This is a genomic window from Massilia putida (genome assembly GCF_001941825.1).
Classification (GTDB): Bacteria; Pseudomonadota; Gammaproteobacteria; order Burkholderiales; family Burkholderiaceae_D; genus Telluria; species Telluria putida.
The window spans coordinates 3,304,448-3,327,334 of record NZ_CP019038.1; the positions used below are offsets into that span (position 1 = coordinate 3,304,448).

Annotated in this window: 15 protein-coding genes; 7 read left to right on the forward strand and 8 right to left on the reverse strand. The window is 67.8% G+C overall.

Features of this window, described 5'->3' with window-relative positions; all coding sequences use genetic code 11:
- The first annotated feature begins 168 nt into the window (after positions 1-168).
- The gene (locus tag BVG12_RS16910; RefSeq protein ID WP_075793417.1) at positions 169-3,549 is read left to right on the forward strand and encodes an MHYT domain-containing protein; all 3,381 of its coding nucleotides are present in this window, start codon (positions 169-171) and stop codon (positions 3,547-3,549) included.
- Complete coding sequence (locus tag BVG12_RS16915) at positions 3,546-4,571, forward strand: response regulator (protein WP_075793418.1); 1,026 nt, start codon at positions 3,546-3,548, stop codon at positions 4,569-4,571. The genes BVG12_RS16910 and BVG12_RS16915 overlap by 4 nt, the downstream gene beginning before the upstream one ends.
- A gap of 43 nt (positions 4,572-4,614) precedes the next feature.
- Here the strand turns inward: BVG12_RS16915 and BVG12_RS16920 are convergent, their stop codons facing one another.
- The 5 genes from BVG12_RS16920 to BVG12_RS16940 all read right to left on the reverse strand — a co-directional run bounded on the left by BVG12_RS16920 (position 4,615) and on the right by BVG12_RS16940 (position 11,721).
- Positions 4,615-5,766: a glycosyltransferase family 4 protein gene (locus BVG12_RS16920; RefSeq protein WP_075796412.1), complete on the reverse strand. Its 1,152-nt coding sequence runs from the start codon at positions 5,764-5,766 to the stop codon at positions 4,615-4,617.
- A gap of 29 nt (positions 5,767-5,795) precedes the next feature.
- Positions 5,796-7,019 (reverse strand): glycosyltransferase family 4 protein, encoded by a 1,224-nt coding sequence (locus BVG12_RS16925; RefSeq protein WP_307189119.1) that lies wholly within the window; start codon positions 7,017-7,019, stop codon positions 5,796-5,798.
- A gap of 28 nt (positions 7,020-7,047) precedes the next feature.
- The gene (locus BVG12_RS16930; RefSeq protein WP_370662845.1) at positions 7,048-7,992 is read right to left on the reverse strand and encodes a GDP-mannose 4,6-dehydratase; all 945 of its coding nucleotides are present in this window, start codon (positions 7,990-7,992) and stop codon (positions 7,048-7,050) included.
- Between the two features lie 10 nt (positions 7,993-8,002).
- Entirely contained in the window at positions 8,003-9,046 is a 1,044-nt protein-coding gene (gene gmd / locus BVG12_RS16935; RefSeq protein ID WP_075796415.1) for a GDP-mannose 4,6-dehydratase, read from the reverse strand.
- A 362-nt stretch (positions 9,047-9,408) separates the two neighbouring features.
- Positions 9,409-11,721, reverse strand: a complete 2,313-nt coding sequence (locus tag BVG12_RS16940) for an NADP-dependent malic enzyme (RefSeq protein WP_075793419.1) — start codon at positions 11,719-11,721, stop codon at positions 9,409-9,411.
- Between the two features lie 109 nt (positions 11,722-11,830).
- On the opposite strand from BVG12_RS16940, the gene BVG12_RS35150 reads away from it, so the two are divergent.
- Positions 11,831-11,992 carry a hypothetical protein gene (locus BVG12_RS35150; protein WP_229503983.1) on the forward strand — a complete coding sequence of 54 codons (162 nt, stop codon included), beginning with the start codon at positions 11,831-11,833 and terminating at the stop codon, positions 11,990-11,992.
- Positions 11,993-12,001: 9 nt separating this feature from the next.
- Positions 12,002-12,976 (forward strand): thiamine-phosphate kinase, encoded by a 975-nt coding sequence (gene thiL / locus BVG12_RS16945; protein WP_075793420.1) that lies wholly within the window; start codon positions 12,002-12,004, stop codon positions 12,974-12,976.
- Between the two features lie 100 nt (positions 12,977-13,076).
- Here the strand turns inward: thiL and BVG12_RS16950 are convergent, their stop codons facing one another.
- From BVG12_RS16950 to BVG12_RS16960, 3 genes are read right to left on the reverse strand one after another with little or no spacing between them, the layout of a single operon-like run.
- Positions 13,077-15,656 carry an EAL domain-containing protein gene (locus BVG12_RS16950; protein ID WP_075793421.1) on the reverse strand — a complete coding sequence of 860 codons (2,580 nt, stop codon included), beginning with the start codon at positions 15,654-15,656 and terminating at the stop codon, positions 13,077-13,079.
- 10 nt (positions 15,657-15,666) lie between these two features.
- Positions 15,667-17,670 carry a sensor histidine kinase, YfiR-like protein-associated gene (locus tag BVG12_RS16955; RefSeq protein ID WP_075796416.1) on the reverse strand — a complete coding sequence of 668 codons (2,004 nt, stop codon included), beginning with the start codon at positions 17,668-17,670 and terminating at the stop codon, positions 15,667-15,669.
- Positions 17,671-17,675: 5 nt separating this feature from the next.
- Entirely contained in the window at positions 17,676-18,230 is a 555-nt protein-coding gene (locus BVG12_RS16960; protein WP_075793422.1) for a YfiR family protein, read from the reverse strand.
- A 360-nt stretch (positions 18,231-18,590) separates the two neighbouring features.
- Between BVG12_RS16960 and BVG12_RS16965 the strand changes: the two genes are divergently transcribed.
- Genes BVG12_RS16965 through BVG12_RS16975 form a run of 3 tightly spaced genes read left to right on the forward strand, consistent with a single transcriptional unit; the run spans position 18,591 to position 22,789 of the window.
- The gene (locus BVG12_RS16965; RefSeq protein ID WP_075793423.1) at positions 18,591-19,073 is read left to right on the forward strand and encodes a CinA family protein; all 483 of its coding nucleotides are present in this window, start codon (positions 18,591-18,593) and stop codon (positions 19,071-19,073) included.
- A gap of 2 nt (positions 19,074-19,075) precedes the next feature.
- Positions 19,076-19,975: a metallophosphoesterase family protein gene (locus BVG12_RS16970; RefSeq protein WP_075793424.1), complete on the forward strand. Its 900-nt coding sequence runs from the start codon at positions 19,076-19,078 to the stop codon at positions 19,973-19,975.
- Positions 19,976-19,990: 15 nt separating this feature from the next.
- Complete coding sequence (locus BVG12_RS16975) at positions 19,991-22,789, forward strand: M16 family metallopeptidase (protein ID WP_075793425.1); 2,799 nt, start codon at positions 19,991-19,993, stop codon at positions 22,787-22,789.
- Positions 22,790-22,887: the final 98 nt, after the last annotated feature.

A 22,887-nucleotide genomic window follows, 5' to 3' on the forward strand; every position in this document is an offset into this window, starting at 1 on the left:
TCACGGACGCGGCAACGCGTAACAACTCGGCAACATTGTCCGTCTTCCGGTGGCATCCATACGACAACTTTCATGTTCGTTCGGCATTTGATAATAGTCGGAAAGACTTTCACTTCGGAAAATGCCATACTGACGAGCAACAAGTAAATCTCTCAAAAAATCACAGCCATGCTGTCCGTGTTCACACTCCCGTCCGACCCGTCGCTGCTCAGCTACGGTCTATACACGCCCAAACTGGTCGCGTTGTCCGTACTGGTCGCCATCTTTGCCTCGTGGATGGGTCTGCAGATCGCGGGCCAGGCCGCCGCCAACCGTGCCCAGCGCTGGATCATCCTCGGCACCGGCAGCCTGTCGCTCGGCGCCGGCGTGTGGGCGATGCACTTCATCGGCATGCTCGCGTTCGACCTGTGCACGGACGTCGACTACGACCCGACCGCCACCATCCTGTCCAGCCTGCCGAGCATCGGCGCCTCGTTCGTGGCGCTGGCGGTGATCGCGCGCGATCGCCTGGGCGGCTGGGGCTTGCTGGCCGGCGGCGTGCTCGTCGGCGCCGGCATCGGCGTCATGCACTATGCCGGCATGGCCGGCATGCGCATGGACCTGGGATTGCGCTACGACCCGTTCATGTTCGCCCTGTCGATCGTCGTCGCGGTGGTGCTGGCGACCCTGGCGCTGTGGGTGCGCTTCGGCCTGTCGAGCCTGTCGCACCGGCTGAGCGAGCAGCGCCGCCTGCTGCTTGCCGCCATCGTGATGGGATGCGCCATCTCCGGCATGCATTACACCGGCATGGAAGCCGCGCGCTTCGTCGGCCACATCGACAATCTGACGCCGCACAAGGCCAGCAACGGCACCTTCCTGGCGCTGGCGATCACGCTGATCGTCGTCGCGTTCACCGTCTTCGTGCTGGCGGCCAACGGCCTGCTGCGCTACCGCCAGATGTTCCGCGAACTGTCGCGCAGCGAAGCGTGGATGCGCGCCCTGCTCACTACCACCGTCGACGGCGTGATCACGGTCGACCGCCAGGGCATCATCCGCGAATTCAACGCGTCGGCCGAGCGCATCTTCGGCTGGCGCCGCGACGAGATCGTCGGCCAGAACATCCGTCTCGTGATCGGCAACGAGACCGCGTCCGAAGAAGTCGGCCTGCTGCGTTCGCTGCGGACCGGCGAAATCAGCTCCAGCGTGCGCGGCGCCGACGTGACCGGCCGGCGCAAGGACGGCACCATCGTGCCGATCCGGCGCGCCCTCGGCCATGCGCGCCTCGACCAGCAAGACTTGTTCGTCTGCTTCATCACCGACATCAGCGAACGGCGCAAGATGGAGCAGGCGCTGCGCGCGAGCGAGCAGCAGTTCCGCTCGCTGATCGGCAATATCCCCGGCATTTCCTACCGCAGCAGCCTGATCGAAGGCGAGGCGCCGATGCTGTTCATCAGCGACGCCGTCGAGCGCGTCACCGGGTATGCGGGCCGCGACTTCCTGGGCGCGACGCCGCGCCGCACCTTCGCGCCGCTGATCCACGCGGCCGACCGGGTGCGCGTGTCGGAGACGATCGCCACCGCGCTGCGCGAGGACCGCCCCTACCTCGTCGAATACCGCCTGCTGCACGCGGACGGCAGCACCCGCTGGATGTGGGAGAACGGCACCGGCGTGCGCAACGATGACGGCGAACTGTGCTGGCTGGACGGCGTCATCCTCGACATCACGGAACGGCGCCAGATGGAAGACGCGCTGCGCGAAGCCAAGGAAAACGCCGAGCAGGCGGCCGCGGCGCGCGCCAGCTTCGTCGCCAACATGAGTCACGAGATCCGCACGCCGATGAATTCCATCCTCGGCTTCACCGACGTGCTGCTGGACGGCGAACTGAACACCGACCAGCGCCGCCACCTGGACACGATCCGCAGCTCGGGCCGCGCCCTGCTGCGCCTGCTCAACGAGATCCTCGACACGGCCAAGCTGGAAAAGGGCGCCGTGGAGCTGGAACAGAACGATTACAACCTGCTGTCGCTGATCGACGAACTGTCGTCCACGCTGGCGGCGAACGCACGCGCCAAGGGCCTGCACGTCGACATCCACTACGATCCTCTGCTGCCGACCTGCCTACGCGGCGACGAGCTGCGCGTGCGCCAGGTGCTCACCAACCTGCTCGACAACGCGATCAAGTTCACGGAACAGGGCAGCGTCACGCTGCGCGCCGAGCTCAAGGACGAACAGCTGCACTTCACGGTGACCGACACCGGCATCGGCATCGCGCCGGACCGCTTGAGCGCCATCTTCGAACCGTTCACCCAGGCCGACGCCTCGATGACGCGCCGCTTCGGCGGCACCGGTCTCGGCACCACGATCAGCAAGCAGCTGGTCGATCTGATGGGCGGCCGCATCTGGGCCGAGAGCGAACCGGGCCGCGGCACGACGTTCCATGTGGTGCTGCCGCTCGCGCTGGCGCGCTTCGCCCCGCAGCAGCCGCGCGTACGCACGGCCGCCGCCCTGCCGCCGCTGCGCGTGCTGGTGGCCGACGACGTGCCGCAAAACCAGGAACTGCTGCAGCTGTTGCTGGCGCGCCGCGGCCATACGATGACGGCCGTCAGCGACGGCGCCGCGGTCGTCGACGTGGCGGGCCGCGAGCGCTTCGACGTGATCCTGATGGACTTCCAGATGCCGACCCTCGACGGCCTCGACGCCACGCGCCTGATCCGCCAGCAGGCCGAGGAAGCCGGGCGCCCGCGCGTGCCGGTCATCGCCATGACCGCCAGCGTGCTGCCAGAGCACCGCCGTGCCAGCGTCGAAGCCGGCATGGACGGCTTCGCCAGCAAGCCCGTCGACTGGTTCGCGCTGTCGCACGAGATCGCGCGCGTGCTGGGCCTCGGCCCGGGCCAGCAGGCGAACGACCTGCCGGCGCAGGAGCGCCGGACCCTGAACCGCCACGCCGGCCTGCGCCGCTGGAGCGGCAACGAGGACGCGTACGTGGAAGCCCTCGCCCACTTCTCCGCCCAGCATGACGGTCTGGGCGCGGCGCTCGAGGCCCTGGCCACGGCCGCCGACTATCTCGCGCTACGCATGCAGGTGCACAAGGTCCGCGGCATCGCCGCCAACCTCGGCCTGGAACTGTTGGCCGACGCGCTGGCCCAGCTGGAAAGCCTCGTCGACAGCGACAGCAGCAAGCTGTATCCGGGTGCCGAGGCCGCGCTGCAGCAGATGCTGGATGCCGTGTGCGGCCAGCTCGACGACGCGTTGGGCGCGATCCGCGCGGCGCAGCCGGCCCCCGCGGGCAGCGCGCCGAGCGGCACGAACAAGCCGCAAGGCGCCCGTCCCGCGGCCGACCTGGACCGCGCGCGCCGCGCCGGCAACGTCCTGCGCGACGCGCTCAAGCGCGGCGGGCTGGACGACGCCGCGCTGGCCGGCCTGGCGGCCGCCACGAGCGGCCATCCGCTGGCGGGCCGCGTGGCGCAGGTGCACGCCGCCATTTCCGATTTCGAGTTCGACCTCGCCCTGCAACAACTTGACACCGTGCTAGCCGCCATCGACGAGCCGGCACAGGAGATTATCGAATGACCACCGTCTCCCAACCGCTGATTCTTGCGGTCGACGACGAAGCGAGCAATCTGCAGTTGCTGCGCCAGATCCTGCAAGACCACTATCGCCTGCGCTTCGCCAAGGACGGCCCGCGCGCCCTCGAACTGGCGCGCGAAGAACTGCCCGACCTGATCCTGCTCGACGTCATGATGCCCGGCATGAGCGGCTATGAAGTGTGCGCGGCCCTCAAGGCCGACCCGGCGCTGGCCGCCGTTCCCGTCATCTTCGTCACCGCACTGAACGAGACGAGCGACGAGCTGGAAGGTTTCGAAGCCGGTGCCGTCGACTACATCACCAAGCCCGTCAGCCCGCCGATCGTGCGCGCGCGCGTGCGCACCCACCTGTCGCTGGTGCGCATGGAAGAACTGCGCGCCTCGCGCCTGGAAATCGTCCAGCGCCTCGGCCTGGCCGCCGAATACAAGGACAACGAGACCGGCCTGCACGTCATCCGCATGAGCCATTTCGCGCGCATCCTCGGCCTGGCCGCCGGCATGACGGAAGCGGAAGCGGACGACCTGCTGCACGCCGCCCCCATGCACGACGTCGGCAAGATCGGCATCCCCGACCGCGTTCTGCTGAAACCCGGACCGCTCGACCCGGACGAATGGAAGATCATGCAGAACCACTCGCAGATCGGCGCGGAGATCATCGGCCAGCATGACCACGGCGTGCTCGCGCTGGCGCGCAACATCGCCCTCACCCACCACGAAAAGTGGGACGGCACCGGTTACCCGAACGGCCTGGCCGGCGACGCGATCCCGCTCGAAGGCCGCATCTGCGCCATCGCCGACGTGTTCGACGCCCTGACGTCGGTCCGGCCGTACAAGAAAGCGTGGTCGGAAGAAGAAGCGCTCGACTTTCTCGTCAAGCAGAAAGGCAAGCATTTCGACCCGGTGCTGGTCGACCTGTTCCTCGCGCAGTTGCCCGCGATCCGCGAGATCCGCGAGCGGTGGGCGGAGCGGGATGTGGCGCCAGCGGCGCCGCTGCCCGCGGCCGCGTAGGGTGGGTGCGGCCGGCGTAGGCACCCCGTGCCCACGCGTGACGCTATCCTAGACGCGGCGCGGCGGCCAATCGCACTTCCGCCTTGCGCGCCACCAGTTCCTGGTACAGGTGCGCATAGTTGTCGGCCATCTGCGCCGACGTGAACAGCTGCCAGTAGCGCGCCTCGGCCCGCTGGCCCATCTCCTGCGCCATCTGCGGATCGTTCCACAGCGTGTTCATCGCGGCGCGCAAGGCGTCGTGGTCGGACGGCGGCACGACGAGGCCGGTCTCGCCATGCACGTTGATGTAGGTGGTGCCCGTGCCGATCTCGCTGGAGATCATCGGCTTGCCGTACATCGCGCCTTCCAGCAGGGAGATGCCGAAGGCTTCCGAGCGCAGGTGCGACGGGAAAGCGACGGCGTAGCAGAGCTTGAGCAGCGCCGCCTTGTCGAGGTCGTCCACGGCACCCACGAACTGCACGCGCGTCAGCCCCAGGCGCGCGGCGTGCGCCTTGAGTTCCGCCTCGATCGGCCCCGCGCCGACGATCACGACCGGATAGTCGGTGCCGGCCACCGCGTCGAGCAGGATGTGCAGGCCCTTGTAATAGCGCAGCACGCCCACGAACAGGAAGAATTTCGGGCCGACCTTGGCGCGCCAGTGATCCAGGCGCGCCTCGTCCGGCTCCGGATAGCTGGATTTATCCAGGCCGAAGGTGATCACGCGCGTCTTGTCGCGGTAGCGGTCGAGCACGGCCGACGAGGCGAGATAGTTGGGCGACGTGGCGACGATCGTGTCGACGCTTTCCAGGAAACGGTGCTTGAGCGGCTGGTACAGCTTCAACAAGGCCTTTTGGCGCACGATGTCGGAGTGGTACGTGACGACGGTCGGCTTGTCGATGCGCGCCAAAAAGTGCGCCACGTCCATGAAGGGCCACGGGAAGTGGTAGTGCACGACGTCGGCCTCAGCCGCCATGCGCGCCAGCTTGCCGATCGCCTGCACCGACACCGCGTTCGACGCCACCTCGAAGTTCAGCGGCGCGCGGTGCACAGTGTGGCCTTCGTAATCAAAGGGTTCGAGGCGGCGGTCGCGCGACAGCGACAGCACCTGGTTCGTGATGCCCAAGCGCCCTGTCCCCACACACATCTGACGGATGACCTGTTCGACCCCGCCCACCGAGTCGGGAAAATAGGTCTTGTAGAAGTGGAGGACACGCATGGGTTTGAACATATGGACGGTCTGTTGCTTCAGAGGAGAGAACGGTAGACGGCAGCGGTCAGGCGCGCCGTCGCGTTCCAGGTCAGCTGGGCGGCACGCGCGCGGCCGGCCGTGATGCAGCGCGCCCGCACGGCGGATTCGCGCGCCAGCGTGAGCATGGCATCGGCGATCGCGCCCGTGTCGAGCGGATCGACCTCGAGCGCCGCGCCGGCCGTCACCTCCGGAAGCGACGTCGTGTTCGACGCGACGACCGGCACGCCGGACGCGAACGCTTCCACCACCGGGATGCCGAAGCCTTCGTACAGCGAGGCGAACACGAACACGCCCGCGCCCGCATACACGTGGCGCAGCTCCCCGTTGTCGGTGAGGTGGTTCAGCCACACGACGTTGGCGCCGTCCTGCACGGCGGCGGCGATGCGGCGCAGCACGTCTTCGGACCGCGCGCCGGCGCTGCCGACGATGACGAGCTGGCGCTCCGCGCGCACGGCGGCCGGCAGCGACAGATACGCGTCCAGCAGACGTTCGACGTTCTTGCGCGGCTGCAGCGTGCCCACGAACAGGAAATACCCCGGCCGCAAGCCGTTGGCCTGCAAGGTGGCCGCCACGGCGTGGGCCGGCGGCGGATCGAGCCATTCGTCGTCCACGCCGCACGGCACCACGGTGATGCGGCGCTCGTCGATGCCGAAGCAGTCGACCAGTTCGTCGATGGCGAAGTGCGACAGCGCGATCACGTGGTCGGCCTTTTGCGCGGCCTTGCGCTGCAGCCAGTTCTTCAGGCCGCGCAGGCGCGGGTTGCACCACTCGGGATGCTTGACCGGCAGCGCATCGTGCAGGCTCGCCACGACGGGGCAATCCATGCGCACGACACGGTAGTCGGTCACGTGGAACACGTCGACGGGCATGTGCACGCGGTACGCGCTCGGGGTCACCAGGTCGATGAAGGAGGCGCGCTCAAACGTGTGCGGCAACGCCGTGCCCGCCGTGATGGGGCCGGCGCCGCGCACGCGCGGCCAGGAATACGGCCGCGTCGCGCAGCCGGCGCCCGGCAGATGGCGCAGCAGCGCCTGCGTATAGACGCCGATGCCGTCCAGGTGCCCGCCCGTGAAGGCGGGTTCGATCATGGTCGTGCCGATGCCGATGCGCAGGTCGGGCAGCGCTTCCGCGTCGTTCGCCGCGGCCGGCACCGTACGGATGCGATCGTGGAATCCGGCCGCGCCGTCCGGTCGTCGTTTGGGAAGGCCCAGTTCGATCATGGTCGTGTCCAGGCGGTCGGCAGGCGGCTCACGCCTGGTACATCCAGCGCAGCGTCTCGACCAGCGGGGTGGGCGCGATGGCACCGATCGCGCCGGCCAGCTTGGCGTTGTTGCCGGACAGCGTGAGCACCTCGTTGGCGCGCACGAAGGCCGGATTGACGTGCACTTCGATGCGGTAGCCGGCGATGTCGCTCATCATGTCGATCAGGCTTTCGAGCGAATGCGAACGGCCGGAGCAGACATTGAAGACTTCCCCGGCGGGCGCTGCCGCGAGCAGGCGGCGGTAGCTCTTCGCCACCGTGCGCACGTCGGAAAAGTCGCGCGCGATGGCCAGGTTGCCCAGTTCGATGCGGCGCGCGCCCTTGCGGAAGTGCGACACGATCTTGGGCAACAGGAAGTTCTCGTTCTGGCCGACGCCCGTGTAGTTGAACGGGCGCGCGATCACGATCGGCAGCTTGTCCATCCACAGGCGCGCCATGTATTCCATCGCGAGCTTGCTGACGGCGTAGTCGTTAGCCGGCGCGGGCGCCACGAATTCGTCGATGACGGGCACGTCGGCATTGCCGTAGATATTCGCCGACGAGGCCAGCAGCACGCTGGACGGTTTATGCGAACCGTGCGCCAGCGCTTCCAGCAGGTTGCGGGTACCGACCACGTTGACGCGGTACATCTGCTCGGCGTCATTGTGGGCCACGAACGCGATGGCGGCCAGGTGGACGACCACGTCCGGCCGCACCTGCTCGATCACGGCGGCCAGCGCGGCGCGGTCGCTCAGGTCGACGGTGAAGATGTCCGGTCCGGTCTCGTCGCCCGGCAGCACCGTGCCGTGGACGTGGTAGCCCGCCGCGGTCAGCTCGCGCGCCATGTAGTAGCCGGTAAAGCCGCGCAGGCCGGTGATCAGGGCGCGCTTGCCCTCACCCTCACGCGGCTCGACATGCGGCTCCGCCATACGGACGAGATCTTCCGTGACCATACGGTTCATGTCAGAACGAGAATCCGGTTTCGTTGCGACGCAGGTCGGCGTCGACCATCATCTGGCACAGTTGTTCGAGCGACGTCTCGGCCTTCCAGCCCAGTTCGCGCTGCGCCTTGGACGGGTCGCCGATCAGCAGGTCGACTTCGGCCGGGCGGTAGAACTTGGGCGACACGCGCACGAGCAGCTTGCCGGTACGGGCGCAATGGCCCGTTTCCTGTTCGCCCTCGCCCTTCCATTCGACGTCGAGGTTGGCGCCGCGGAACGCCATGGTGACGAAGTCGCGCACGGTTTCGGTGCGGTTGGTGGCCAGCACGAACGTGTCAGGCTCGTCGGCCTGCAGGATGCGCCACATGCCTTCCACGTATTCGCGCGCATAGCCCCAGTCACGCTTGGCGTCCAGGTTGCCCAGCTCGAGCACCTCGAGCTTGTTCAGGACGATCTTGGCGACGGAATCCGTGATCTTGCGGGTGACGAACTCGCGGCCGCGCAGCGGCGACTCGTGGTTGAACAGGATGCCCGAGCTGCCGAAGATGCCGTAGGACTCGCGGTAATTCACGGTCATCCAGTGCGCATACAGCTTGGCCACGCCGTACGGGCTGCGCGGGTAGAACGGGGTCGATTCGACCTGGGGCACGGCCTGGACCTTGCCGAACATCTCGGACGTCGACGCCTGGTAGAAGCGCGCCTTCGGATGCACGATGCGGATCGCTTCCAGCAGGTTCACGGCGCCGATGCCCGTGATCGAGGCGGTGGTCACCGGCTGTTCGAACGAGACGCCGACGAAGCTTTGCGCGGCCAGGTTGTACACCTCGTCGGGACGCGAGGATTCGATCAGGCGGATGCTCGAGGAGAGATCGGTGAGGTCGTATTCGACGAGGGACAGGTTGGGATGCTGCTCGATACCGAGTTCGGCGATGCGCCAGAAATTAACCGAGCTGGACCGGCGGAACGTGCCGGTCACGTGGTAACCCTTTTCCAGGAGCAGTTGCGCTAGATAAGCGCCATCCTGCCCGGTAATACCGGTGATCAGGGCCTTTTTTGTTGTTTGCATGTTCTTGGTGATCCAGTGGTGGTCCGTGACGGCCGCCGCGACGAGCACGGCGGGACGGCATGCGGGGCGCTAAGCCCATGGCGCGGACCAGATAAACTTCCGACAACCCCGCATTGTATCAGAGCGGTGCTTGTATCCTTGCACAACAGAAATCGTGCAAAAAATACAATAAGTACTCGTGTATTATCGCCTGAAACTGTGCTGAAACGGCGCGTGATTACGCATTGTTACGAGTCGCTCAAGCTTTATTACATATTCACGAATTGTCGGGAACTTCTACATTTCAATGACAAAAGGGCCAGAATCGGCCCTTTTGTTCGACGTTGTTCGCCGGTGGCGAATCTACAACACCAGCTCCGCGATCAACGCTCCGACACGGCGTCCACGACGCACAGCGCCGTCATGTTGACGATGCGGCGCACGGTGGCCGACGGGGTCAGGATGTGCACCGGACGCGCGCAGCCCAGCAGCACCGGACCGACGGCGACGCCGCTGCCGGCCGCCGTCTTGAGCACGTTGTAGGCGATGTTCGCCGCTTCGATGTTCGGCATCACGAGCAGGTTGGCGTCGCCCTTGAGCGTCGACTGCGGCATGATCTTGGCGCGCAGCTTCGAGTCCAGCGCGGTGTCGCCGTGCATCTCCCCGTCGACTTCCAGCTCCGGCGCCTTCTGCTGCACCAGCGCCAGCGCGGCGCGCATCTTTTTAGCCGATTCGCTGTTCGACGTGCCGAAGTTGGAGTGCGACAGCAGCGCCACGCGCGGCGTGATGCCCAGGCGCTCCAGTTCCTCGGCCGCCATGAGCGTGATCTCGGCCAGCTCTTCCGCGGTCGGGTTCTCGTTCACGTGGGTGTCGACCATCGCGATCTGGCGTTCCTGCGTGATGATGAAGTTCAGCGCGGCATACACATTGCTGCCGGCGCGCTTGCCCAGCACCTGGTCGATGTATTGCAGGTGGACTTCGGTCGTGCCGTAGGTGCCGCAGATCATGCCGTCGGCGTCGCCCTTGTGGATCATCATCGCGCCGATCAGCGTGTGGCGGCGGCGCATCGCCAGTCGGGCGAGGTCTTCCGTGACGCCCTTGCGCATCACCATCCGGTGGTAGGTCTGCCAGTAGTCGCGGTAGCGCTCGTCGAAATCCGGGTTGATGACGTCGAAGTGCTGGCCCTGCTTGAGGCGCAGGCCGAACTTCTCGATCCGCTTTTCCAGCACGGCCGGACGGCCGACGAGGATCGGACGGGCCAGGTTCTCGTCGACGACGGCCTGCACCGCGCGCAGCACGCGCTCTTCCTCGCCCTCGGCGTAGACGATGCGCTTCAGTTCGGCCGGCGCGCTCTTGGCGATCTGGAACAGCGGCTTCATGAAGCTGCCGCTGCGGTAGACGAATTGCTGCAGGCTCTCGGCGTATGCGGCCAGGTCGGTGATCGGACGGGTGGCGACGCCGCCTTCCATCGCGGCCTTGGCCACGGCCGGCGCGATGTGCGTCAGCAGGCGCGGATCGAACGGCATCGGGATCAGGTATTCCGGACCGAACGACAGGTTCGAGATGCCGTAGGCCGATGCCACGATGTCCGACTGCTCGGCGTGCGCGAGGTCGGCGATGGCGTGCACGACGGCGATTTCCATCTCGCGCGTGATCGTCGTCGCGCCGCAGTCCAGGGCGCCGCGGAACATGTACGGGAAGCACAGCACGTTGTTGACCTGGTTCGGGTAATCCGAACGGCCGGTGGCGATGATCACGTCGTTGCGGACGGCCTTCGCGTCTTCCGGCAGGATTTCCGGATTCGGGTTCGCGAGCGCCAGGATCAGCGGGTTCGGCGCCATCTTGGCGACCATCTCGGGCTTGAGCACGCCGCCGGCGGACAGGCCGAGGAAGATGTCGGCGTCGGGGATGATCTCGGCCAGCGAACGGTACGGGGTGTCCTGGGCGAAGCGTTCCTTGTCCGGGTCCATCAGCTCGGTGCGGCCTTTATAGACGACGCCGGCGAGGTCGGTCACGTAAATATTCTCGATCGGGAAGCCGAGGTCGACGGCCAGGTCGAGGCAGGCCAACGCCGCCGCGCCCGCGCCGGACACGACCATCTTGCACTTCTTGAGATCCTTGCCGACGACTTTCAGGCCGTTCAGGATGGCGGCGCCGACGATGATCGCGGTGCCGTGCTGGTCGTCGTGGAAGACGGGGATCTTCATGCGCTCGCGCAGCTTGCGCTCGATGTAGAAGCACTCGGGCGCCTTGATGTCCTCGAGGTTCACGCCGCCGAACGTCGGCTCCAGCGCGGCGATCACGTCGATCAGCTTGTCCGGATCGTTTTCGTTGATCTCGATGTCGAACACGTCGATGCCGGCGAACTTCTTGAACAGCACGCCCTTGCCTTCCATGACGGGCTTGCTGGCCAGCGGGCCGATATTGCCGAGGCCAAGCACGGCGGTGCCGTTCGAGATCACCGCGACCAGGTTGCCGCGCGCCGTGTATTTATAGGCGGTGGTGGGGTCCTTGACGATTTCTTCGCAGGGCGCGGCCACGCCCGGCGAGTACGCCAGGGCCAGGTCGCGCTGGTTCAACACGGATTTGGTCGGGGTGACGGCGATCTTGCCGGGAGTGGGAAACTGGTGGTACTCGAGCGCGGCAGCCCGCAGTTGTTGACGTAATTCTTCTTTTTTATCGATTGACGAATCCATGCTCTGCTGCCTTTTTGAACTGACGGGGGGTCTCCGATTTTAGCAGAGTGTCACCGTCCCTCGTCTACGTATTTCTTGGTATCGACAGCAGCGACCAAGGGCGGGTAGCATGGCAACCCGCCCCATCGCCTGTGTCGGGCGGGCGCTTTCGGGAAGTCACGGGATGCCGCCGGCCATCGGCTATCAATCGGAAGCCGCGTTCAAGCGCGTGTTCAAGCGCCATTACGGAATCGGGCCCGGCGGCTACCGGCGCACGGTCGTCCCGGATTAGAATCGCGGCATGCTTTCCGAATTCGATCTCATCAAACGCTACTTCCAGCGCGACCGCGCGCCCGGCCCAAATACCGTCCTCGGCGTCGGCGACGACTGCGCCCTGCTCGCGCCCACGCCCGGCAAGCTGCTGGCCATTTCGTCCGACATGCTCGTCGAGGACCGCCATTTCTTCGCCGGCGCCGACCCGTTCCTGCTGGCCCACAAATGCCTGGCCGTGAACCTTTCCGACCTGGCCGCGATGGGTGCCAGGCCGCTCGGTTTCACCTTGGCGCTGGCGCTGCCGGCCGCCGAACCGGACTGGCTCGATGCCTTCTCGCGCGGCCTGTTCGCGCTGGCCGACGCCCACGGCTGCGAGCTGGTGGGCGGCGACACGACCAAGGGCCCGCTGAACATCTGCATCACGATCTTCGGCGAGACGGCGCCCGGCCAGGCGCTGCGCCGCGACGCCGCGCGCGCCGGCGACGACATCTGGATCTCCGGCACGCTGGGCGACGCGCGCCTGTGGCTGGCGGCGCGGCGCAGCGAGGTCGCGCTGGACGCGGCCGACCATGCGGCCGCCGCCGAGCGCATGCACGCACCGGCGCCGCGCGTGGCGCTCGGGTGCCTGCTGGCGGAAGGCGGCCTGGCGCACGCCGCGCTCGACATCTCGGACGGCCTCGTGGGCGACCTGCGCCACATTCTCGCCGCGTCGCGCGTGGGCGCCGTGCTGGACGTCGATGCGCTGCCGGCCGGGCCGGCGCTGCAACGCCAGCCGCGCGCGCTGCGCCGCCGTTTCGCCGCGGCGGGCGGCGACGATTACGAACTTTGCTTCACGGCGCCGGTGGAACAGCGCGAGGCGATTCTTGCGGCCGGGGCGGCGAGCGGCACGGCCGTGACACGGGTCGGCTCGATCACGGCGGAGCCGGGGTTGAAGCTGGTCGATGCGGACGGCGCCGCGCTCGATCTGCAGCTGGCCGGCTGGGACCATTTCAGCCCCGGCTAACCGCCGCACGGTATGCCGAAACCGTGCGCGGCGCGCATGCCGCGGTTGAACGCGTGGACGGCCGGGCCGTCGACCCTGCCCGCAACGCCGGGTATTCGCGTCACGCCGCCTCTTCATCTCCCCGCGGCGTCCTGCGGTCGTCATACGGCCCGTGCGTGAGCCAGTACTGGCGGAACGCGAGGCGCACGTTGTCGCGCAATTCGGTGTCGTTCCACGGCTTCGTGTAGAAGCGGTAGATGGCCCCGCGGTTGATCGAATCGAGCACCGTCTCCACGCCCGTGTAGCCGGACAGGATGATGCGCATCGTGTCCGGATACATCTCCTTGACCTTGCTGAGGAACTCGGTGCCGCTCATTCCCGGCATGCGCTGGTCGCACAGGATCACCTGCACGTGGTACAGCGCCAGCAGCTCGAAGCCCTCGGCCGGCGACGCGGCCGTCAGCACCCGGTAGTTGTCGCGCCTGAACAGGCGGTGCAGCACGGTCAGCACGTTGACGTCGTCGTCGACCACGAGCAGCGTCTGGACGTTGCGGTCGTCCTCCGCCGGGCGCGTGGGCTGGGCACGGTTTTCCAGGATCAGCCGGGCCAGTTCGGCGGGCGCGAGCGCGCGCGCGAAATGAAAACCCTGGATCTCGTCGCAGCGGTGGCGGCGCAGCAGCACCATCTGGGCGCGCGATTCCACGCCTTCCGCGATCACCTGCATGTGCAGGCTGTGCGCCATGCTGATGATGGCCAGCGCGATCGCGGCGTCGTCCGGGTTCGTCGTGATGTCGCGCACGAACGCGATGTCGATCTTGAGCTTGTCGATCGGGAAGCGCTTCAGGTAAGCGAGGCTCGAATAGCCGGTGCCGAAATCGTCGATGGCGATGCGGATGCCCATCGCCTTCAAACGCTCCAGCACCTGCACCGTGTGCTCGAAGTTCGACATCAGCGCGCTCTCGGTCAGTTCCAGTTCGAGCAGGCTCGGATCGACGCGATGCGCTTCCAGCGCGGCGCGGATGTCGCCTTCCAGGTCGCCCTCGACGAACTGGCGGCTCGACACGTTCACGGCCACGCGCACGTCGCGCACCCCGTCGAGCGTCCACGCGGCGATCTGGCGGCAGGCCTCGCCGATGATCCACGCGCCCACGCGCACGACCATGCCCGTGTCTTCCATGATGGGCACGAATTCGGCCGGATACACGAGGCCGAAACCGGGACGGCGCCAGCGCAGCAGCGCCTCCACGCCGCTCACGCGGCCCGTGTTCAGGTCCAGCTTGGGCTGGTAGTGCAGCTCGAACTGGTTGTCGTCGATGGCGCCGCGCAGCGCCATTTCGAGGTCCAGGCGCGCCAGCACCTGCACGTTCATCCCGGCCGTGAAGAAGCGGTAGCCGTCGCGCCCGGCCTCCTTGGCGCGCACCATCGCCACGTCGGCGTATTTGACGAGCGTGCCGGGGTCGGTGGCGTCGTCGGGATACATCGAGATGCCGATGCTGGCCGTCATCACGGCCTGCTGGCCGTTCAGGTCGAACGGCGCGCGCAACGCCTCGCGCACCTCGTTGGCGACATTCACCGCCTCGTCCTCGGTCTGCTCGCGCGTCATCGTGAGGATCAACGCGAACTCGTCGCCGCCCAGCCTCCCGATGGTGTCGCGCAGGCGCACGGAGCGCACCAGTCTCGTGCTGAACTGGCGCAGCAGTTCGTCGCCCAGCGCCGGGCCGAGCGAATCGTTGACGATCTTGAAGCGGTCGAGGGTGATGAACAGGACGGCGATGCGCCAGTTCTTGTCCTGCGCGAGTTCGATGGCGTCGCGCAGCGTGTGGAAGAACAGGCTGCGGTTCGGCAGGCCCGTCAGGCTGTCGTAGTTCGACATGTGCTTCAGGCGCTGCGCGGCCTGCAGGCGTTCGCTGATGTCGCGCGCGACGGCGATCAGGATGCGGGTCTGGTCCAGCGACTGCAGCTGCCAGCTGATCTCGACGGGCACGGAGCCCTGCCCGTCCGAGCGCAGCAGCTCGGTCTCGACGATGTCGTGCTCGCGCGACGTCGACGCCGGATCGGCGTAGCGTTCGAGCTGCACGCGTTGCGCGAGGCCCAGCGCGACCGGGTCGATGCGAAGCAGCGCCTCGCGCGAAAAACCCAGCATGCGGCAGGCGCCGTCGCTGACGTCGACCATCGCCATCGTGTGCGCGTCGACGAGGAAGATGGCATCCGACGTCGCATCCATCGCGCCGCGGAAGCGCTGCAGTTCGGCCGTGCGCTCGCGCACCTTGCGCTCCATGCGCACGCCGTAGTCGCGCGACTCCTTGTGGAACAGCCGCACTTCGAGCAGGTTGCGGATGCGCGTCAGGACTTCGACCGTGTCGAACGGCTTGCCGATGAAGTCGCGCGCGCCCGCTTCCAGCGCGGCCAGCTTCTTGTCCGGCTCCGCCGTCACCACGAGCACCGGCAGCCAGGATTCGCGCTCCATCGGTTTCAGCGCTTCCATCACCTGGAAGCCGTCCATGTGCGGCATCTGCAGGTCGAGGATGATCAGGTCGTAGCGGTGCTGCAGGTGCAGCGCGGCGACCTGGCGCGGATCCGTGGTGCTGGCGACGTTCTCGTAGCCGCTCGTCTTGAGCAGGAACTCGAGCAACTGCACGTTCACCGGTTCGTCGTCGACGACGAGGATGTGCGCGCGGCGAATGTCGTTGGGCGAAATCATGGCGTGGTCCTTATTCGGGCTGTCTTTCCTCGACGGTGCGCTGCGCCAGCACGCCGTCGATGGCCTCGTTGAACTGGCCGATGTCGATCGGCTTGGTCAGGTAGCGCACGAAGCCGGCCGCCAGCGCGCGCTCGATGTCGGCGCGCATGGCGTTGGCGGACACCGCGATGACCGGGATCCGCGCGGTCTCGGGTTCGCGGCGCAGCTGCGCCAGGACCTCGAACCCGGAGAGGCCGGGCAGGTTCAGGTCCATCAGGATCATGTCGGGTTTCTGGCTGCGCGCCAGCGACAGGCCGAAGTGGCCGTCCGGCGCGCTCACGAGGCGCAGGTCGGGGCGGAAGCGCACGATCTCCTGCACCAGTTTCAGGTTGGCCGGGTTGTCTTCGATGTACAGCACCGTGGCCGGCTGCGCGGGCGCGACGGCGGGAGCAAGGCGCGCGGCCGGCTGCGCGTCGGCCACGTCCCCGTCCGCGTCGGTGCAGGCCAGCTCGATCCAGAACACGCTGCCCGCGCCGGGGCTGCTGGTGACGCCGATCTCGCCGCCCATCAGCTCGACGAGGCGGCGCGTCACGACTAGGCCGATGCCCGTGCCTTCCTGCGTGCCGCCTTCCTGGCCCAGGCGATTGAAAGGCTGGAACAGGCCGGCCACCTGTTCGGGCGACAGGCCCATGCCCGTGTCCTGCACGGACAGGCGCAGGCGCTGCGGCGCGGGATGCGTGCAATCGACGACGACGGCCCCGCCCTCGCGGTTGTACTTCACCGCGTTCGACAACAGGTTCAACAGCACTTGCTTCAGGCGCGTGCGGTCGGCCTGCACGCGCGCCGCTGGCGCTTCCGGGAACAGGACCCGCACCCCGCGCGTGGCCGCGAGCGGCGCAATCATGCTCCGGCATTCGTCCAGCACCTCGGCCAGCAGCACCGGTTCCATCGACAGGGAGAGCGCGCCCGCTTCCACCTTGGCCAGGTCGAGGATCTCGTTGATCAGGGTGAGCAGATGCCGGCCGGATTTCAAAATGTGGCCGGAGAATTCCAGCTTCTGTTCGGGCGTCGTCGGCATGTCTTTCGAGGCCAGGATCTGGGCGAAGCCGAGGATGGCGTTGAGCGGCGTGCGCAGCTCGTGGCTCATCGACGACAGGAACGCGGACTTGGCCTGGTTGGCGTTTCTCGCTTCCTCGATCGCCAGCTCCAGCTCCGAATTGGCCAGCTCCAGCTGGGCCGTGCGCTCCTGCACGCGCGCCTCGAGGCGTTCGTTCAGGCGCGCGATCTCGCGGTTCGAGTCTTCCAGCGCACGCGTGCGCTGCTCGATCTCGGTCAGCATCGCGTTGAAGGAATCGACGAGTTCCGCCGCCTCGTCCTCGCTGATGCGCGGCGCGCGCCGCGAATAGTCGCGCCGCGCCACGACTTCGCGCGCGATGTTGGTGATGGCATCGATCGGCGTCGTGATCGTGTGGCCCAGGCGGCGCACGAGCAGCCACGCGGTGAGCAGCGCCAGCACCGTCACGCAGGCGCAGATCACCAGGTAGTCGCGCATGCGTTCCATCAGCTGGTTCTGCGAGCGCAGGTACACGGTGCCGAGCAGCTCGCCGTTCTCGCTGATCGGCTTGTACAGCACCAGCTCGTCGCCGTTGCCGACATAGGTTTCCTTGCCGCCGGCATGCACCGGCCGGCCGCCCTTCGCGGGACGCACCGGGAACGCGCCGGTCTCGCCGGGGGCGACATAGGTCGCGAACAGCGCGCCGTGCTCGTCGTAGATCGCGGCCGCGCGCACCGAGGGCCGGCTGCGCAGCAGGGCCAGGTTCTCGCGCGCCAGGCGGCCGTCGTCGAACGCGAGCGCGGCCGACGTCATGTGGCCCACCAGTTCCGCCTGCGTCGCCAGGTCGTTCAGCAGTGCGCTCTTGTAGCTGCGCAGGTCGTAGGCGACGACGGTGCCCACCGAGACGGCCAAGGCGGCGAGCGTCGTCGACATCACGATCGTGACGAGTTTTTCGCGGATCGAGCGGCGCGGACGGATCATGGCCTTCACCATGCCGCCAGTGCCAGCAGGCGCGCACTGATGCGCAGCTGCGCGGCCATCGCTTCGAGGCGGTCGATGCGCAGCCGCAGGCGCTCGCCGTCCGCCATCAGCCCGACCACGCAGCCGTGTCCGGGCGCGCCGTCGCAAACCGTCAGGACGGGCTGGCTGCGCACGGCGTCCAGCAGCCGGCCGCGCGCGGGCGCGGCGCTCACGAACAGGACGTGCAGGCCGCGCGGCATGGCGCGCGGATCGAGGCGGGAATCGATGCGGACGACGGCCAGCGGCCGGCCGTGCACGAGGCGCCCGTCCATGAACCGCCCGGCCTCGTCGGCCAGCGCGTCGTCGCCGGCGACGCCGATCAGCAAGGGACCATCCGCGCGCGCGAACGCGGCATCCGGCCAGTCGACGAACGTGGCGACACGATAGATATAGGCCGCCTTGAGCTTGCGCTCAGGGGTGGCAACGGGGCTGGTCCGGGCATGGACGGCACCCGCTACGATCAGCAGGCACAACACCGCCCGACGGGCGCCGCGCGCGGCTGCAAAGGACGACGCCATCATGGTTATGCCGGCCCCGGATAATCATGCGCGAAACGGTCGAGCGGCATGCGAGGTCCTGGTTCGGTCAATGAGCAACGGTGCGGGCAGAGCCCGCAAGGCGAGCAGAATAGCAGCCCGGCCGGGTGTAATGTCGCACGGAACGAACTCGTTCATTAACGATGGTAAATACAATAACATTTGTAAGGACAAGGCAGGCATGGCTTTTCGTTAAGATTCCGACGCCGCACGCTGGGAAGGCGCGCTAAAATGGATGCGAGCGCGCAGCGGATCCATCCACGCCCGGCACACGGCGGCGCGCCCGCGAAAGATCCTGGAGACCCTGGCGGCCCGCTGGTCCGCCATTACAAGGAGGAGCGACACGTGACGAACGACATCATCGACCTGGCCACCCGTGTGGGCCGGGCACTCGAAGCCAAGGGCCTGCTGCTGGCCACCGCCGAATCCTGCACGGGCGGCGGCGTCTCCCAGGCCATCACGGAAATTCCCGGCTCGACCGGCTGGTTCGAATGCGGCTTCGTGACGTATTCGAACGCCTCCAAGACGGAGATGCTGGACGTGCCGGCCGCGTTGATCGCGCAATTCGGTTCCGTCAGCGAGGAAGTCGCGGGCGCGATGGCCGAAGGCGCGGTCGCGAACAGCAATGCCGACGTGGCGGTCTCCACCACCGGCATCGCCGGCCCCACCGGCGCCGTTCCCGGCAAGCCCGTGGGCACGGTGTGCTTCGGCTGGTCGAAGGGCGACACGACGTACACCGAACGCCTCGTATTCTCCGGCGACCGCCACGCGGTGCGCGAGCAGACCGTGGCGCACGCGCTGTCCGGCCTCCTGCGCCTGCTCGAGTAAGGATGCCCCGCCTGCCGCTGCGTGCCACGGCCGCGCTCACGATGTTCGTCTGCGTGAGCGCGCTTGCCGCGGGCGTCGACGAGGGCATCACCGTGTACGCGGCCGGCGACATCGCGCGCTGCGCCTCCCCTGACCCGGCATATTCGGGCGCGGCCGAGACGGCCGCCACCGTCGCCGCCGGGCTCGCGCAGGACCCGCACGCCGTCGTGCTGGCGCTGGGCGACCTGACCTATCCGCGCGGCGCCATGAAGGAATTCACCGGCTGCTACGCGCCCACGTGGGGCCGCTTCAAGGACCGCACCTGGCCCGCGCCCGGCAACCACGAGTACTACACGCCGGGCGCCCAACCGTATTTCGCCTACTGGGGCGCACGCGCCGGCCGCGGCTACTACAGCTTCGACCTGGGCACCTGGCACATCGTCTCCCTGGACAGCAACCTGGCCCCGGCCGCGCACGCGGCCCAGCTGGACTGGCTGCGCGCCGATCTCGCCGCCCACCCCGCGCGCTGCACGCTCGCGTATTGGCACCATCCGCTGTACAGCTCGGGCGGTCACGGCAGCATCCCCAAGATGCGCGACGCCTGGAAACTGCTGTACGACGCCGGCGCCGAGCTGGTGCTGTCCGGCCACGACCACGATTACGAACGCTTCGCCCCGCAGGATGCGGACGGCCGGCTCGATCCGGCGCGCGGCATTCGCCAGTTCGTGGTCGGCACCGGCGGCGCGTATCCGACGCCATTCCTGCTCACCGTCGCGCACAGCGAGGTCCGCGACAGCAACCGCACCGGCGTGCTGCGCCTGCAGTTGTACGCGGGCGGCTACGGCTGGGAATTCGTCGAGTCGACGCGGCTCGCTTCCTTCGGGGTCGCGCCGCCCGACCGGGGCAGCGCCGCCTGTCATTAAAAAAACGGAGTCCGCATGACACGCCTCCTGTCCATCCTGCCCCTGTTGCTGCTCCTCGCGGGACCGCCGGCGGCGCATGCCCAGCCCGCAGCGGCCGCCGCCGTGCCGCAGATCCGCTACGACAAGACGCAGCTTCCCAACGGCCTGGAAGTGATCCTCGTCGAAGACCACCGCCTGCCCATCGTGGCCGTCAACATCTGGTACCACGTCGGTCCCGCCAACGAGGCGCCCGGGCTGACCGGCTTCGCCCACCTGTTCGAGCACATGATGTTCGCCGGGACGCGGCACCTGCCGCGCGGCCTCGCGGACCGCCTGCTGGAAGGCGCCGGTGCCACCGACAGCAACGGCAGCACGGACTACGACCGCACCAATTATTACGACACGGTGCCGTCGAACCAGCTGGAACTCGCGCTGTGGGTGCACGCCGACCGCATGGGCTATCTGCTCGACGTGCTCGATCAGACCGCGCTGTCGAACCAGCAGGACGTCGTGCGCAACGAGCGGCGCCAGAGCGTCGAGAACCGCCCGTACGGCATCGTCGAGGAAGCGCTGAACCACGCGCTGTTCCCGAAGACCCATCCGTATTACGCGGCCGTCATCGGCTCGCATGCCGACATCCAGAACGCGAAGCTGGCCGACGTGCGCGACTTTTTCAAGCGCTACTACGGCCCGAACAACGCCAGCATCGTGATCGCCGGCGACATCGACAAGACCAAGACGCGCGCCCTCGTGGCCAAGTACTTCGGCAGCTTCAAAAAGAGCCCGCCGGTCGTCCGCCCGCAGGTAACCACGCCCGCTATCACCCGCGAGCGCCGCATCATGGTGCCGGACCGCGTCGAGCTGCCGCGCGTGTACATGGCGTGGCTCACGCCGCCCGCGTTCCAGCCGGGCGACGCCGAGCTGGAAGTGACGGCGCAGATCCTCGCCGGCGGCAAGGCGAGCCGCCTGTACAAATCGCTCGTGTACGAAGGCCAGCTCGCCCAGGAGACATCGGCCGCGCAGAATTCGAACGCGCTCACGTCGACCTTCATCGTCGACGCCACCGCGCGCCCCGGCCACGACGCGGCCGAGCTGGAAGCGGCCATCGACGCGGAACTCAAGGCGCTGCGCGACAACGGCCCGTCCGAACAGGAAGTCGAACGCGCCCGCAACACGATCGAGACGGCGATGCTGACGTCGATCGAAAAGCTGGGCGGCACGGGCCTCGCGAACCAGATCAACCAGTACAACCAGTACACGGGCGATCCCGGCTACCTGCCGAAGGACATCGCCCGCCTCACCCGCGTCACCGCCGCCGACGTGCGCCGCGTGGCGCAGGCCTATTTGCAGCCGAACGCGCGCGTGATCGTCGTGGGCGTGCCGGGCAAGCCGGATCTCGGTCCGGACGTCCCGACGCCGCCGGCACCGAAAGCGTCCAAGACCGGGCTTGCCGCCGGCATCAACCGCGACGAACCCTGGCGCCGCGCGCCGCCGAAACCGGGACCGGCACCGCGCTTCGCGCTGCCGCAGGGCGAATCGTTCAAGCTGCCGAACGGCCTCACCGTCATCTTCCATCCGAATCCCGCGCTGCCGCTCGTGGCCGCGGAACTGGTCGTGAAAAGCGGTTCCGACGCCAACCCGTCCGACCAGCCGGGCCTCGCCGGCTTCACGGCGCAGATGCTGGAAGAAGGCACGGCCACACGCAGCGCGCCGCGCATCGCCGACGAGATCGCGCAACTGGGCGCCTTCCTCGGCAGCGCCGCGTCGAACGACGCGTCGACGGTATCGCTGCTGGCGTTGCGCGCCACGTTCCCGCAGGCGCTGGACGTGCTGGCCGATGTCGTGCTGCACCCGGCCTTCCCGACCGCCGAAGTCGAGCGCCAGCGCGCCGCGCGCCTGGGCGAATTGACGCAGCAGCGCGACGACCCGGCGCTGGTCGCCGCCGTTGCCGCGGCCGGTGCGCTGTACGGACCGAACCACCCCTACGGCTACGGCCAGCTGGGCACGGAACAGGCGATCCGCGCGACGACGCGCGAAGACGTCGTGCGCTTCTGGCGCCGCCACTACCTGCCCGGCAATGCGGCCCTCGTCGTCTCCGGCGACATCACGGCCGACGAGCTGCGTGCGCTGGTCACCGCACGCTTCGGCGGCTGGGAACGCGCCGACGCGGCCGTGTCGGCGGTCGGCGATCCGTCCGGCACCAAGGCGCGCCTCATCGTCGTCGACAAGCCGGGCGCACCGCAGACGGCGCTGCGCGTGACGACCATCGCGGCCGCGCGCAAGACGCCGGACTACCCGGCCATGCAAGTCATGAACGCGGCGCTGGGCGGCCTGTTCTCGAGCCGCATCAACCTCAACCTGCGCGAAGAAAAAGGCTACAGCTATGGCGTGTTCTCGGCATTCCGCTACGACCGCACGCCGGGCCCGTTCACCATCGCGGGCAGCGTGCGCACGGACGTCACGGGGCCGTCGGTGGCCGAGATCTTCAAGGAGGTGAACGGCATGCGTGCCAAGCCGCTGCCGACCGCCGAACTCGCGGGCGCGCGCGACTCGCAGGTGTATTCGCTGCCGGGCCAGTTCGAAACCAATAGCGGCATCGGCGCCAGCCTGGCCGAGACCTATGTGTTCGACCTGCCGGCCGACTACTGGCGCACCCTGCCCGACCGCTTTCGGGCCGTGACGGCGGCGCAGGTGCAGGCGGCGGCGCAAACTTGGTTGAAGCCCGAGCGGCTGAAAGTCATCGCCGTGGGCGACCGGGCGGCGATCGTGCCGCAGTTGCAGAAGCTTGGGCTGGGGGAGCCCGAGATGCGCGACGCTGACGGACAGCTACCGTAAGGTGGACCGCGGCACCGCACGGTTTGTGTTCCGCAAGCGTGCACGCCGTCCACGGGTTCGACGCCGGCAGGCGTCGCGACGAACACGCAACGCTGCCG